Source organism: Pseudomonadota bacterium, assembly GCA_039028155.1.
Taxonomy (GTDB): domain Bacteria; phylum Pseudomonadota; class Alphaproteobacteria; order SP197; family SP197; genus JANQGO01.
The window spans coordinates 72,057-86,700 of sequence record JBCCIS010000018.1; the positions used below are offsets into that span (position 1 = coordinate 72,057).

The following is a 14,644-nucleotide window of genomic DNA, read 5'->3' on the forward strand; positions in this document are numbered from 1 at the left end:
GGCGGTGTGACAGTAGTCATAGATTAACGATTGTTCCGTGACTGTGCGACGTAGAGGTCGTGTCCGGGCCCGGAACAGCAACCTGAGGTCGTGTCGCCGCGGATCGTGACCTTCCCCCAGGCGACAAGGCTGCGCGCCCTGTCGACGACGATCTCTGGCGCAGGTGCTAAGGTTTATGCTCGGTCAGCAGGCGGGCCAATCTTCTCAGGCGATCCATTTGAGACTCAATGTACATTTGCGCCAACGCATCGAGTTTTCCGAGAATTGTCGATGAAGCGTCATCCAGTGCGACCAATCCAGGCTCTAGTGCCGGATCGAACCGAAAGTATGTCTCATCCGGCTTCAGAACCTGGTTCAGGTGATGGTGCGTGGCATCAGTTTGGCCATCCATCATGACGTCGATCAGCGGCATCCTCATGCGTGGGTCGAGCCATTTGAACGCGCCCCACGATTCCAATCGGTGTAGGGGGTACCGTTGGTTGGCTTGGCCCGTGCCCATGGATACGACGATGAGCTGGCGGTTGAATCCAAACTGTCGCAACGCTTCGGTCGAGGCGCACAGCGACGGGTTGTTGGCGAACAGGCCGCCGTCAACGAAGACCTCTTCTGTCTTACCGCCGATCGCGGAGATGCGCGCTGGGGGGAAATAGACCGGCGCCGCGGTGGTCGCACGAAGCACGTCGCGCAGATAGTAATCCTCGCCATCGCTTGTCGACGCCGCGTCGCTGTTGAAATACCGAACGTAGCGATTGTGCACGTCGTAGGCGGGAAGCACGACGGGTGTCGTCGTTTCGGATAGCCGGCGCTCACCGACAATATCCTCAAGCACCGACGCGAAGGGCTCGTAGTTGTATTCGCTGCGCCAAAGACGCCGCAGTTTCTGGAACCGAATGCGACGAAACGCGTGCGCCGACCGCTCCCGGTAGAACGCGACCAGTTCTTCCGGCGTCGCCAAGGGCACGTTCGAACCCCGGCTCTTGGCAAAACTCAGGCCCACCGCGATCAACGCGCCGGTCGAGGTTCCCGCGATGAGGTCGAAGTAGCGCCCGAGAGGCTTTGCAGCGCCACGCGCCGAACCGCCATGCGTCGCGATTTGATCACTCAGGGCCTTAAGCAATAGCGCAGGGATGAGGCCTCTGACGCCGCCTCCATCAATCGCCAGGATGACTATCGGCTTGGACATGGCCGCGCTCGCTTGCGATGACCTCCGATCATGCAGAAAACACTATCGAACGAATGATTGTTCGTCGCCGGAAATTCGCAAGCCCGGGTCGGCGCGATGGTCAAGGCATCGCGAATCCTGCCAACGCTCCGGTTTTGGTCTTCTCCACGTGTTGCGCTAGCATTCCCGTTAGCCAAGGGATGCCTGGAGGAGGATCTGTCATGCGACAAAGGGTGGTATCTTTCGCATTGGCTGCCGTGGCGTTCGGCGCTCTGGCCACTGTCGCCGCGCCCGCGGTGACTCTGGCCGACGACAACGAACCCCAGCTCGTCAGCAACGATGACCTCATGCTCGGCCACTTTAGCCTGGACGAGGACTTCGAACCGGTCTGGCCGGTAGCCGGTGAGGTCGTTGTCGGCGTGATGGCAAGGTGGTCGCAATCGGCCCAGGATGACATGCTTCTGACGATCCTGGCGGGATCGCGGCCGGAGGCCGCCCAGCTGTGTATCGAGGTGGTGTCGCGAAGCGGCGAGTATGACGCTTCGACGGTCATCCGACTGGGCGCCGATGTCTTGGACCCGGTCCGGCTCAATTGGGCTGGTGCGTCGGAACAATCCGAAGATATACGCGCGCTTGATCCCGTCGACGTTGCCGTCAGCGTTGTCGAGGAAGATTGCGGCAACGACGGCGCGGCGTTTCTTTTGGCATCATGGGGCGGGTTTTCGGAAAACGACCCCGATTCCATCGACGTCCTGGTCAATGCCAAGACAAGCGATGCGTCGATCTCGCTGTCGGCTAACGGCGTCGAGGTTGGGGATGCCGCGTGCGACAAGGTCGAGGATCCCAGAAGGTTGGGCTACGACTTCGTCTGTCACGTGGCGCTGGACGGCCCGCTACCTGACGTAGACCACCTGGAAGGTATTGTCATTCGCAAGCAGTTCGGTAGCGCGAAACTGCCGGACTTCTTCACCATCAGTCTTCGCGGTACCGAGTAGCGCCTAACCATGGTGATACGATGGGTGGATGAGACGGCGGCGCGCATAAGGCGCGAACGTGGTCCTGTTCAGCTGTTCTTGATCGCGTTGCTCATTGCCTGTGTCCTGGTTTCAGGCTTGATCGTGATTTACAGCGCGTTCCCGTTGAGACCCGCGTTCTTTGTCGTCAATGCGCAAACCGAGTACCTGGAGATTGAAGGTTTCGACGCCGACTCGTCGATCGTGCTCGACGGGTTCGCGATATGCTACGACGCCGAGAACGCGGTAGGCGGGCCGTTCCAGGCGCCGACACCGGAAGATCCGTGTGGGGCGCAAGAACAGTTGTCGGGTCTTCGTGATGGTGCGGCTCTGGATATCGATCCCGGATCGCTTGCCTTTGTCCGGCGCCTGAACCAGGGCGCACTTGAGATCGTCATCAATGGCGCCATCAGATCCCACGAAGCCGGCGAATCTGGAACCTGGGTGCTCAGGACCTTCGAACCTTTGAAACACACCATCGGGTTTGGCCTGGTCGCTTCCGGCTGGGTTCATCTGGGGCAGATCCCGGACTCCGGTATTGAAGGCGTCCTGCTTGGTGGCGAGATGTCGGCCTATCAAGAAGGCTGGTTTGACCGATTCCTCGTCAACTCAAAGTATCTGATCGCGGGAGACGTGATCGATATCGCGTTGTCGCAGGACAACGTCGACACGTGTCTCCCCAGGGACAAACGGACGGCAAGCGACCACGGTTTGGGCACCAATCCTATCCAAGGCTTCTTCCGCTTTGAAACCCCGGAGCTCGAGGGGTTGCGGGTTGTCGTCTACATCCTCTGCACCGACCAGCTAAACGTCGAACGGATGGGTACGTACTTTCCGTTTAAGGTGTCCTGGACGAAGCGGATGTTGGGTGACCCATTTGCGACCGCCGTACTCGCGTTCATTTCCTGGCTGGGCTGTCTGGCGGCGGTCTTCGCACTGATCATCGGTCCCATCGAAAACAGGAACAGAAAGCAAGAGCCGCTGGAAGGTCCGCCGCCCGATCGTTCGTCGAGCGCGGAAGACGACCGCGCGGATGGCGCGGCCGCGGAAAATGAGTCGACACCGCCTTCTGGGACGTTGCCCAATGACGCCGGTTCTGATCCGGCGAAGGAGTGAACACATGGTTGTCGTGCGCAGGGAATCGAGATAGTGCATCCGGCCGCGAAACGGATCGCACGCTTCGGTATGGCGTTGATGGCGGCGGCATGCGCGGCGGGACTGCCGGCGCCTATCTGGGCGTCCCAAGCCTATATGAGCGCCGGTTCAAAGGAGGGGCAGGCCATTCTGTTCGAGCGGGGCGGTGCCTGCTTTGCGCTGGCCCCTACCCACTTGATCGAGGGCTCCGACGGTTTCGCTACGCTTGTCGGCGACGGTGGCGAGCTGACAACCGGGCGGGCCTGGCAGATAAGGGACCTTGGGTTCGATCTATCGCTGTTCGGCGTGCGTGGTTCGATAGAGAGCGCATGCGGTGGCGATCTTCCCAATGATGCCGAACTGTCCAGCGTGCTGGCGCAGGGCAGCGGCGAGGTGCAGCTGCGCTATCTGTTCGAAGACGGAAGTGTGGCGCGCCGGGCGGCGCAGATCACCGATACCGACGGCTCCTTCATCTACCTCAGCGAAACCGGCGATTGGGTGATCAGCCAAGGTCACAGCGGATCGGCGATTGTCCAGGGTGACACGACCATCGGCATCATGATGCAGTTGGGCGCGGAGGGTGAAGCGCCCAGGGCGCTGCGGTTCGACAAAGCCGTCTATCTGGTCCGTTGGGAGTGGGAAGGCAGCGGCGAGGCACCGCAAGCACCCAGCCCGCCCGCCGTGGGCGTCGACGGCATCGTGGTCGAGCGAACGTCGGCATTACCCCTAGGCCCCGATGACACCGTGGAACATCTTGTCGCGCCATTGGACGAGGCGGGGCACTGGCGCGCCAAAGCCATCAGCTGGCCGGTTGACTTGGTGCTTCAGATGCCAGGCAATGAAGTTGCGAACGTAGCCGGTCTTGTCTTCCATACACTGCATGGTGAAGCGGTTGCCCATCCGCGAACGATCGAGGTCCTTCGTACGGTCTCCGCAGAAGGTGAGCGGTCGTGGTCGCCGGTGACGAGTCTGACGTTACAACCGGTCGGTGGCATCCGCGAGATCACCTTTGAGCCAGCCATTCGCACACGACGACTGAAGATCGTTATCTATGATACCTGGCTGGACGATGGTGAAACTGTCGAGCTGAACAGAATCGAAGTGCTGATAGCTCCCTGATACTCGTTCACCAGAGCAGCGGAGAGCGACTTGTCCTAGCCGCGAATGTCGACCTCGACATCGCGCCGCGTTTCGCCGCAGATCTCCGTGCCGACGAGCATATCTTCGTCGTTGAGTTCTAGCAGGACCGTACATCCGGTTTCGAACTCGACGGATAAACCTTGAACCTTGCCTGGTCTGTTGCCGCCTCTGTAGGCGGTGAAGTCGCCATTTGTCCAGTTAGGGTCCTTAATTGTCACCATCAGGGGCTGTGAGTTGCCGTCGAGATAGCGGATCCTGAATGTTTCCCGATCAAACAAGCTGTAGCGCAAAGCCATCGCTCGGAGCTGCATGTCGCTGCTTGCAAAACCTTCTTCATAGGCAATCTGCCTGACAATGGGGTGGTCGGTACCGGCCATCGCAATGAACGCAGCAAGACGAGCGTTGGCATCGGGGTCACGCATTGCCTGACGGTATTGTTCGATCTTGGCCGCGTCGCCTCCGACATCGGCGAGAAGCTCTTCGGGATCGGGAAGAGACTCAGCCCGGGCAAATGCGGAGACACCAAGCATCAGCAAAGCAATCATAAACGCAGACTTCACCATCAAATCTCCTCCCCGCAATGTCTCTCCATGCGCTTGGGTCGTCGTCCGACTCTGCCTCACGGTAGCAAACTCTCTGCTCATGTCACGTTTGCTTGCAGCCGACGAGACGGGACGGGCAGATAGCAGAAAGGCTCGTTTCGTTAACCGGCTCTACAGGCATCGCGCGCACGCTCATTTGCGAACCCGCGTGGTGAGGCCCCTATCTGGCGAGTTTTCCCGAGATTTTTCGCCAGCACTGGCCGAAATGGTTAACGCCGCAGTGTGACAACGCGATTTATCACCAGGCTAGCTCACGCCTGATCGACAGGCCTTTGTAACGCAAGGGATTCCGCCAGATTGGGAATCTGGAATTACCACTTGTGTGCCGTGGCGACGCTCAGTTCAAATCGATAGTCTAAATGAGTCCACCGTGTTGGTGGGTGCCGCGGGAGGCGAGTGCGTCATCCCGTGGTTTGTGTTGTCCGGTGACATGGTTCCCGAAGATGTCCAAGTTTAACAATGCCTTAATTGGCGACGACCGTCACAGCCAGTGCGAACGCGATCTCCCTAGGATGCGTCATGCGATCGCAGCCGGCGGGTTGTTGACCCGATGAACGAGGAAACCGACCTGCCGTTATGGCGTACCAGTGAGACATGGCCCTATACGGACCTGGATCTCACACGCATCGGACGCACTCTCGGTAGACCCTACCTTTCGGAAAGCTCCGTCGATCTGTTGACGGACGCGGCGATGGCTTACTGCCTGACGATCATCGCCGACCGGAATCATGGCGAGAAGCAGCGCCAGGAACAGTTCACCCGTATCGCGACATTGGCCAGCAAGCTGGCCAAGCAGTTGCGTCGTCTGAACGCCATGAGCTCACAGCAACTGCGCATGGTCGGACCCGACGACTTGGATCTCCTGGCGTTGTCGGCCGACGGCGCGGTCGATTATCTGCCCAGCCGCGGCAGCAACCCGGCCCAGGCGCGGCGTGACTTTGTCGGCGATCTCTATGACATCTTCGCCTCGGAAACCGGCGAGGCGCCGACGCGCAGCAAGAAGGGCAACGACGGCCGCGAGGCCGGCATGAAGACCCAGTTCGAACGCTTCGTCGAAGCGGCGCTGAGGCCGATCAATCCCTCGGCCCTGCAAGGTCTGCGCCGCGACATCAAAACGGTCATCCAAGCCCGCCACGACATCGAATAGTCCTCCACGCGTTGCTTTCGTGCAGCCGGCATGATCCAATGCGCCCGAGCGCTGGACACGGGTGCGGGGCCGGATGCCTTCACGGCGCGAGACAATCCCCATCGATTTCGACCGGCGGCGTCTGCGTGACATCGCCGCCAAGGTCTTGAGCCTTTACGGCCCACGCAAGGGGTTGCGCGTGCTGCTGGCCGGTGGCGCGCCGGGAGACCGGCAGCTCACGGCAACGCAACTTGCCAAAAAGCATGGCAAAAGACTGGAACGGATCGACCTGGCGGTCATCACGGCCGAAGGCGCCGCGCATACGGAGAAATCCCTTAAACGTCTGATCGAGACAGCGGCCGCCGCCGACAGTATCCTCTTCTTCGACGAGGCCGACGCGCTGTTCGGCCGCCGGAGCGGCGTCGCCGACAGCCACGGCCGGTACGAACGCATTGCCCAACGTTTCCTGGCCGATATCGCCGCGAATAGCCGCATCGTCATCATCGCGACCGCTGACCCGCCAGGCAGTCATGTGACGTTGGAGGCAGCAAGCGATGTCGTCGTGCGATTCGAGCCGGGGCGCACGAAGCCGCCGGAAGGCGGGACCGACGATACGGTCTTTAGTCGCCCGCTTAGCAACAGGCACTTTCTGGTCGAGATCGGCAATCAGGAGATCGGATTCTGTCAGGTCTCCGCCATGGGCAGCGAACATGCGGTGGGTGAGGGCGACAGCGGCAAGCCGGGCGCGTTGACCTATCACAGTCTTGTCTTGCGGCGCGCGGTCAGCCGGTCGAAGGACCTTTATCTCTGGCGCCAGAAGATCGTCGAGGGAACCTGGGACCGGCGCCAGGTCGACCTCTACCAGTTGCCACGCGCCGGTGCCAAACCGGTCAACCACTGGACCTTCATCAATTGCTGGCCACGGCGATGGCAGGGGCCGGCCTTTGATGCCCTGGAGGGCGATGGTCTGGCGGTCGAGGAAATCGAGCTTTGTTATGAGCGATTTGTCTGGCTCTAGACAGCGGAGAACTTCGTAAGAGGAGAAGAACCATGGCGGTACTGCGTGAGCGGCCCTATAGCCGCTTCAACTTCGAGGTTGATATCGGCGGCGGCGACACCGCGGCCATCGAAGCAGGTTTCTCCGAGGTCGAGGGGCTGGGCCTGGAGGTCGAGGTCATCGAGTATCGCGCCGGCAACGCGCCCACGAATATGCCGGTGAAGATCAGCGGCCTTGCCAAAGTGCCGGATATCACGCTGAAGCGCGGCGTCATCGGTTCGCTCGGGCTCTACGAATGGATCGATCAGGCTCGCGCCGGTGTTCCCGATGCGGCCCGTAATGTCACGATCAAGCTGAAGAGCGAGGACCGCCAGACGATCGCCATGACGTGGAAGCTGGTGCGCGCGCGCCCGATGAAGTACAGCGGCCCCCAGCTGAGCGCCTCGACCAACGACGTGGCGATCGAAGAATTGGTGCTTTCCTGCGAAGACCTGGTGGTGGAGTAGGGGTGCGTCGCGCGTGCGCGCCGTCAGCCATCGCCGCGTCTGTCATCACCGCCATCAAGGCGCGCCAGCGCCTGGCGCAGGGCGTCTTCGGCGGCGGTGCGTTCGGCCTCTGACATCGCGGTGACGTTCATGTCGAGGCGCAGGTTGGGTTGTTCTTCGCGCACCACGCCACCGACCTCCTCTAAACGATCAATCATGTCGACCACACGGTAGGTCGCGACCGGGCCGCTGATGCCTTTGACCCTTATCGGTTCGCGCGCCTCGCAGTGAATGCGGTCCTTGATCCAGGCATGGGTCTCATAGGAGACGACGATCTCGCCAGGGGCGGCGGCGGACTCCAGCCGCGATGCGAGGTTCACGCCGGCACCGATGATGGTGTAGTCCATTCGCGCCTCGCTGCCGAAGTTGCCGACCGTGCAGTAGCCGGTGTTGATGCCGAAGCGGCATGCCAGCGGCTTCTCGACACCGGATGAGCGCCAGTGCGCCTGCAGTTCGGTCATGCGCTGGCGCATCTCTATCGCCATCTCGACGCAGGCGAGCGCGTCTTCTTGGACACCGCGCGTTTCGGGATCGCCGAAGAAGATGACGATGGCATCGCCGACATACTTATCGATGGTCGCGCCGTGGTGAAGCGCGATGCGCGACATCTCCGTCAGGTACTCGTTCAGCAGCAAAGTCAGGTCTTCGGACTCAAGCTTTTCGGTCGTCTCGGTGAAGTCGGCGATATCGGAGAAGAAGACGGTAAGCTTCTTGCGCTGGCTCGCGACCTTGACCTCCTGGCGCCCGGTGAAGATGGACTCGTAGACCTGGGGCGACAGGTACTTGGCGAGTTGACCGGCGAGCTGCTCCAGCTCGCTGGACTTCTGGGCAAGCTGGGTTTCTCGTTCCTTAAGCTCGGTGATGTCGGAATAGACGGCAACGGTCCCGCCTTCTTCCGTGCGGCGTTCGCTTACCATGATGTAGCGGCCGTCGTGGCGCTGCTGCACGTGGGGCGGGCCGGGGTTCTTGTGGCGGGCCAGGCGTTCAACGATCCACGCTTCCTCGCGCCCCTCCGCATCCCTGACAAAACCTTGGCTGATGGCGCGGCGCAGGATCGCCTCGAACGACATGCCGGGTTCGAACCGCTCGGTCATGCCGGGATAGAGGAGCTGCTGGTACTGTTGGTTGGAGACGACCAGGCAGTCGTTGTCGTCATAAAGGGTAAAGCCTTCGGAGATGCTCTCGATGGCATCGGCGAGGCGCCGGCGCGCCGTCTCGATCTCGCGCAGGTTGGCCCTTTGGACGGCGATGGCGGTATCGCGGAAAACGCCGAGCGCCTGGGCCATGCGGCCGAGTTCGTCGTCGCGTTCGCGCCCGGGAATGTCGACGCTGGTGTCGCCACCGGCGAGATCCGTCATGGCCGAGGTAATGTCCTCCACCGGCCGAATGACGCGCGGGTTGACGTAGCGGTACATGACGAGCGCGGCGCCCGCAACGCTGACAATGATTATGACCAGCATGGCGAGCTGGCTTCTGTCGATCGCCTGGCCGGATGAGAGCGCAGCCTCGTCGCTCTCGGCTTGCGCTGCCGCGACCAGCACAGCGATTTGATCGCCCAGGGCAAGCGACAGTGTCCGGCTGGTATCGAGCGCTTCGAACCCGGCATCGATGCGCGCCAGCTCGTCACGGCGCAGCGCGAACATCGAGCTCTGACCGGTGCCGAAGCCGAGGAGCCGCTGCGTGACGTCACGCAGATCGTCCGCCGCGATGTCATCGGGTACCGCCTCGACGAGATCGGTCACACTGGCCTGAGCAGCGGTGAAACGCTCGTCGAGAGGGCGCAGCAGACTGGCGGACGGCGCGGCCGCGGCTTCGCTCAACAGGCTCGCCGCCAGGTTGCCTTCCGCGCGCAGGGTCAGAAGCACGGTCAGCGTGTTGACGCCGCCTTCGATCAGGCCGGTGATCGAGCGCTGGCTTCCCGCCGTCACCGCTTCGGCGCTCAACACGAGATCGAAGGCCGCGTCGTCGATCATCGGCGTCAGGATCAGCAGCAGTTCGTCGTGGCTGCGTTGCAGGCCGGCGCTGGAAAGGGCGTAGGTGTTGGCGGCCATGAAGATGTTGTCGCCGCCGAGGCCAGGCTCAAGCAGCGCCGACACCGCCAGTCGCAGTTGGCTGTTCGCTGCGTCATCGCGCAGTCCGTCGAGATTGCGCTCGATTGTGAGCACCGCCGAGACGAACCGTTCTTCCAGCGGCTGCAGCAGCACCGGATTGTCGACATTGATCGCCTCGGCCATCAGACCGGCGGCGAGGTTGGCGGTCGCGTTGATGGTCAACAGCCGGTCGATGCGGCTGACGCCGTCGTCGACCAGACCTGTGATAGCTGACGAGTTCTCGGCCATTACCGCTTCACCCGAGACGACAAGCGCATAAACGGCATCGTCGACGAGCGGTTCCAGGGTCTGGAGAAACTCGTCGTGAGTGGCGAGCATGGCGGCGTTGGTCGTTTCGAGCCGGCGTTCCAGGTCCAGCCGCTGATCGACGGCCTGACGCAGCGTCGCCAACGAGACCACGAGATCGGCTGTCATGGTGTCGAACTGGAGCCGTTGCTCGGCATCGGCGACGTGTTCGTCGAGCAAGGTCGATTGGTGAACAAAGCGGTCGAGGTTCTGTTCGACGGCGGTTTCCTGGGCGGCCAGTTCGTCGTGATTCTCCGCCGCCAGGATCGAAGGCGCCGCCGAGGCAATCTCGCTGGCCGACTTGGCGAGCGCAAGGGCCGCGACCATGCCGGGCACGCTGTCATTGGTGACCCGGGTGACCGACCGGTCGATGGTGACAAAGGCGTACCAGGCTACCGCGCAGGCGATGACCGTCAGGCCGGCGAGCGCGAAGAACGCCAGAAACAGTTTGACGCGAATGCCGAAGACCCGCGAGCCGTTCCCCGCGGTGACAGGTGTCGCGTCGGTTGGGGCGTCACTCATCGGTATCGGCGACGGCATTGAACGTGCCGTTGTCGTCAAGCACCGTGAAGAACACGGTGTCCATGCCCTGGTTGTCGCCCGGTCCGAACTCCATGGCCAGACCGCCGAGTTCGAAGGTCCCGAGGTCGCGGATTGCCGTCAAAAGGTCTTGGCGGGTGACGTCGGGGCCGGCCGCTTCCAGGGCGGCAATCACCAGGCGCCCGGCGATGTAACCTTCCAGCGAGACAAAGCCCGGCTCAAGCTGTGGGTCGAGCGCGGCGAGCGCGGCGTTGTAATCGGCGACCAGCGGGATCGCGATGTCGTCGGGGAGCGGCACGACCTGGGTGACGATGACGCCCGCGCCGTCGTCGCCGAGCGCTTCGGCAAGCGCCTTGCTGCCGACGAAGGAGATCGCGACGAAGACGGGATCCAGGCCGATCTCTCGCGCCAGGGTGATGAAGGCGGCGGCCGGCTCATAGGCGCCGACGATGACGATGGCTTCCGGCGTTTCCTTGCGGATCGCGAGCAGGGCGCGTTTGACCGCCGTCGTGTTGCGCATATAGGTGCCTTCGGCGACCAGCGTCATGTCGCGCGCGGCGAGCGCCTGGCGCACGCCATCGAGGCCGGCGCGGCCGAAGGAGTCGTCCTGGTAAAGGATCGCGATGCGCGTCAGGCCCAGGTCTTCGGTCAGATAGGTGACCCAGGCCTCGGCCTCCTGGTCATAGGAGGCGCGGACATTGACGACATTGTCGAGGGCGGAGTCGCGCAGGAAGGCAGCACCGGTGAAGGGTGCCAGAAACGGCACGCCGCGCTGGGTCGCGATCGGCTGGACGGCGCTTGAGGTTGGGGTGCCGACCTCGCCGATCAGGGCGAACACATCGTCCTGATCGATCAGCCGATTGACGTTGATGATCGCCTGTTCGGGCTCGTAACCGTCGTCATAGGTGACGAGTTCCAGACGTCGGCCGTAGACGCCACCGTGCAGATTGACCTGGTTGAAGGCGGCCAGAATGCCGGTCTGCATACCCCGGCCAAGCGCGGCCGCCGGTCCCTCGAGCGCGGCCGACTGGCCGAACAGGATGCGTTCGTCGTCGACACCGCTTTCAGCGCGCAGTCCCGCTGGTACGACGACAAGAGCCAGGACAAACGCGACGAGGAAACGGCCGATCGGCATGTTGGTGAAGGCGCCCGGTGCAGGATGGCGAGATCATCCATCAAAGCGCGAGGGGCGTCAAAAGGGCAATGCTGATGAGAAGGGCGCCGAGGCGGTCCCGCCCGCGCCTTCACGCGATGCCATCAAGTCATGCGCTGCTCTAGGCCGAGATGGCGAGCTCAAAGGATCGTCGGCGTTTGGCGTGATCGAAGATGTGGGATGTCACCATGATCTCGTCGGCGTCGGTCTTATGGATGAAGTCCTCGATGCCCTGTCGGACGGTGGCCGCGGAGCCAGCGGCGGAACAGGCGAGGGCATCGGCCAGCATGGCGCGCTCGGCGACCTCGAGGCGGCTGTCGAAATCGGGGTCGGGTGGCAGCAGGCGGCCCGGTGTTCCCAGCCGCAGGTTGAGAAACGATTGCTGGACCGAGGTCATCAACAGCGCGCCCTCCTCGTCGCTCTCGGCGGCGAAGACGTTGAAGCCCAGCATGGCATAGGGCTTGTCGAGCTGCGCCGACGGCTCGAACTGACTGCGATAGACGTTGAGCGCCTGCATCATGGCGGCCGGCGCGAAGTGAGAGGCGAAGGCATAGGGCAGGCCCATCATCGCGGCGAGCTGCGCGCCATAGAGGCTGGAGCCGAGGATCCACAGCGGCACCTTGAGGCCGGCGCCCGGAACGGCGCGCACGCGCTGGCCGATTTCCGGTTCGCCGAAGTAGTGCTGGAGTTCGGCGACATCGCGGGGAAAGCCGTCGCCCGCACCATCGCCCTGAAGCGTACGGCGCAGCGCGTAGGCCGTCGTGCGGTCGGTGCCGGGCGCCCGGCCGAGGCCAAGATCGATCCGGCCGGGATAGAGGCTGGCCAGCGTGCCGAACTGCTCGGCGATGACCAGCGGCGCGTGGTTGGGCAGCATGATGCCACCGGCGCCGACCCGAATGGTCGAGGTGCCGCCGGCGACATGACCAATGACAACGGCCGTCGCCGCGCTCGCGATGCCCGGCATGTTGTGGTGCTCGGCAAGCCAATAGCGTTTGTAGCCGAGCGCCTCGGCATGGCGCGCCAGGTCGAGCGTGTTGGCGAACGATTGCGCGGCGTCGCCGCCCTCGGTGATTGGCGAGAGGTCGAGGACGGAGAGGGGGATCATCTTATCGTGCTCCTAAGCGTCGCGGCACCGGCAGCCGACTCCCCCGCCCGATCACCCCAAGGATGCTGCCATGGGTGGCCGGGTGGGGGAGTGGGCTGGCAAGGCAATGCATCGAAGATTGCTCTATCAAAGCACCGGACCGGGCTGGTCGAGGTTGAAGGCGAGGAGGTCGCGGGTGAGGTAGTCGAACGCCTCGTCGACGGAGTCGGTGCGCACCATCAAGTCGAGATCGCTTTCGTTGATCGTGCCGTAGCGCACGAGGGTGTCGAGATTGACGACCTGGTCCCAGTAGTCCTGGCCGAACAGGACGATGGGTAGGCGCTTTCTGACCTTGCCCGTCTGCACCATGGTCAGGATCTCGAACAGCTCGTCCAGCGTGCCGAAGCCGCCGGGAAAGATCACGACCGCTTTCGCCAGATAGAGGAACCAGAACTTTCGCATGAAGAAGTAGTGGAAGTTCAGGTGCAGCTCGCGGGTGATGTAGGGGTTGTTGAACTCCTCGACCGGGATCGAGATGGTGAGGCCGACATTGAGGCCGTCGGCTTCCGATGCGCCCCGGTTGGCGGCCTCCATGATGCCCGGCCCGCCGCCGGTGCAGACGACGAAACGGCGCGCGTCCTCGCCCAGGCTCTTTGACCAGACGGTCAGACGGTGGGCCAGTTCGCGGGCGGCTTCGTAATAGACGGAAAGCTCGAGCTGGCGTTCGGCGTAGGCGATGTCGCCGCCGTCGCGCTTGGCGGCATCCAGTTCCTCAAGCGCCGTTTCGCGCGAGCGTGTGCGCGCCGACCCCATGAAGACGATGGTGTCGTCGATCTTGTGGCGAGTGAAGCGCGAAAGCGGCTCCATGTACTCCGACATGATGCGCAACGACCGACCATCGCGACCCTCCAGAAAATCCGGGTTCTGATAGGCGTGGGGCGGAACGATGGGCTGGTCGTTGTCCGACATCGGAAGTCTCCGGTTGTGTGTCCGATCAAGCTGGCCGCGCCGAGGGTGAACTGCAAGCCCTAGCTTCCCGGCTCTTGCGGTGGGGTGAGGACCTGGCCGAGTATGGCGCCGGTTGTTGGGGGAGGATACATGCGCGATTCGGCGGAAATTGTGGTTGTCGGCGGCGGGGTGATTGGTTGCAGCATCGCCTATCACCTGACGCGCATGGGCAAGCAGGACGTGCTGTTGCTGGAACAGTTCCAGTTGACCCACGGTGCGACCTGGCATGCCGCCGGCGTCGTTGGGCAGCTGAGGCCGTCGCGCAATGTCACGCGCATGCTGCAAAAGAGCATCGCGCTCTATGACGTGCTGGAGGAAGACACCGGTCAGGCAATCGACTGGAAGAAGGTCGGCAGCCTGCGTATCGCCTCGTCCAAGGACCGCATGAAGGAGTTCCGCCGGGCGGCGACGACGGCGAAGTCGTTTGGGTTGGAGATGCAGATCCTGACGCCCCAGGAAACCCAGGACATGTTTCCAATTATGACGCTCGACGGCGTCGAAGGGTCCGCGTTCATCGATTCCGACGGCTATATCGATCCGGCGAGCCTGTGCCAGGCATTCGCGGCGGGCGCGCGCAGACGCGGCGCGGAGATCGTGCAGAACTGCCGGGTCGAAGGGTTCAAACGAAACGGCCGACGCATCACCGAGGTCGAGACGAGCCAAGGCAACGTGAAGGCCGAGATCGTGGTCAACGCGACCGGCATGTGGGGCCACGAACTGGGCGGTCTGATGGGTTCGCGTGCG

General features: G+C 62.7%; 13 protein-coding genes. 7 read left to right on the forward strand and 6 right to left on the reverse strand.

The features are described 5' to 3' along the window. Positions 1 to 166: 166 nt before the first annotated feature. Positions 167 to 1,183, reverse strand: a complete 1,017-nt coding sequence (locus AAF563_11775) for a patatin-like phospholipase family protein (GenBank protein MEM7121950.1) — start codon at positions 1,181 to 1,183, stop codon at positions 167 to 169. A gap of 200 nt (positions 1,184 to 1,383) precedes the next feature. Here AAF563_11775 and AAF563_11780 point away from each other — a divergent pair, with 200 nt between their 5' ends. The 3 genes from AAF563_11780 to AAF563_11790 are packed head-to-tail and all read left to right on the forward strand — an operon-like array spanning position 1,384 to position 4,428. Beyond that, a complete protein-coding gene (locus tag AAF563_11780) occupies positions 1,384 to 2,157 on the forward strand; it encodes a hypothetical protein (protein ID MEM7121951.1) in 774 nt (257 codons plus the stop codon). 24 nt (positions 2,158 to 2,181) lie between these two features. Then, positions 2,182 to 3,291 (forward strand): hypothetical protein, encoded by a 1,110-nt coding sequence (locus AAF563_11785; GenBank protein ID MEM7121952.1) that lies wholly within the window; start codon positions 2,182 to 2,184, stop codon positions 3,289 to 3,291. A gap of 33 nt (positions 3,292 to 3,324) precedes the next feature. Further along, a complete protein-coding gene (locus AAF563_11790; GenBank protein ID MEM7121953.1) occupies positions 3,325 to 4,428 on the forward strand; it encodes a hypothetical protein in 1,104 nt (367 codons plus the stop codon). A 35-nt stretch (positions 4,429 to 4,463) separates the two neighbouring features. Here the strand turns inward: AAF563_11790 and AAF563_11795 are convergent, their stop codons facing one another. Then, entirely contained in the window at positions 4,464 to 5,012 is a 549-nt protein-coding gene (locus tag AAF563_11795) for a hypothetical protein (protein ID MEM7121954.1), read from the reverse strand. A gap of 589 nt (positions 5,013 to 5,601) precedes the next feature. Between AAF563_11795 and AAF563_11800 the strand changes: the two genes are divergently transcribed. From AAF563_11800 to AAF563_11810, 3 genes are all read left to right on the forward strand, one after another. Beyond that, complete coding sequence (locus tag AAF563_11800) at positions 5,602 to 6,198, forward strand: hypothetical protein (protein ID MEM7121955.1); 597 nt, start codon at positions 5,602 to 5,604, stop codon at positions 6,196 to 6,198. Between the two features lie 73 nt (positions 6,199 to 6,271). Further along, entirely contained in the window at positions 6,272 to 7,195 is a 924-nt protein-coding gene (locus AAF563_11805) for a phage tail protein (GenBank protein ID MEM7121956.1), read from the forward strand. A gap of 32 nt (positions 7,196 to 7,227) precedes the next feature. Further along, positions 7,228 to 7,680: a phage tail protein gene (locus AAF563_11810; protein ID MEM7121957.1), complete on the forward strand. Its 453-nt coding sequence runs from the start codon at positions 7,228 to 7,230 to the stop codon at positions 7,678 to 7,680. Positions 7,681 to 7,703: 23 nt separating this feature from the next. Here AAF563_11810 and AAF563_11815 read toward each other — a convergent pair whose 3' ends face one another. From AAF563_11815 to AAF563_11830, 4 genes are all read right to left on the reverse strand, one after another. Continuing rightward, positions 7,704 to 10,637, reverse strand: a complete 2,934-nt coding sequence (locus tag AAF563_11815) for an adenylate/guanylate cyclase domain-containing protein (protein ID MEM7121958.1) — start codon at positions 10,635 to 10,637, stop codon at positions 7,704 to 7,706. Next, complete coding sequence (locus tag AAF563_11820) at positions 10,630 to 11,790, reverse strand: ABC transporter substrate-binding protein (GenBank protein MEM7121959.1); 1,161 nt, start codon at positions 11,788 to 11,790, stop codon at positions 10,630 to 10,632. Before AAF563_11820 ends, AAF563_11815 begins: the two co-directional genes overlap by 8 nt. A gap of 139 nt (positions 11,791 to 11,929) precedes the next feature. After that, the gene (locus AAF563_11825) at positions 11,930 to 12,913 is read right to left on the reverse strand and encodes an LLM class flavin-dependent oxidoreductase (GenBank protein ID MEM7121960.1); all 984 of its coding nucleotides are present in this window, start codon (positions 12,911 to 12,913) and stop codon (positions 11,930 to 11,932) included. Between the two features lie 126 nt (positions 12,914 to 13,039). After that, positions 13,040 to 13,861, reverse strand: coding sequence for a TIGR00730 family Rossman fold protein (locus AAF563_11830; protein MEM7121961.1), 822 nt, complete (start codon positions 13,859 to 13,861; stop codon positions 13,040 to 13,042). Positions 13,862 to 13,990: 129 nt separating this feature from the next. On the opposite strand from AAF563_11830, the gene AAF563_11835 reads away from it, so the two are divergent. Next, positions 13,991 to 14,644 (forward strand): FAD-dependent oxidoreductase (locus AAF563_11835; protein MEM7121962.1); only part of this gene is annotated, 654 nt, incomplete at its 3' end.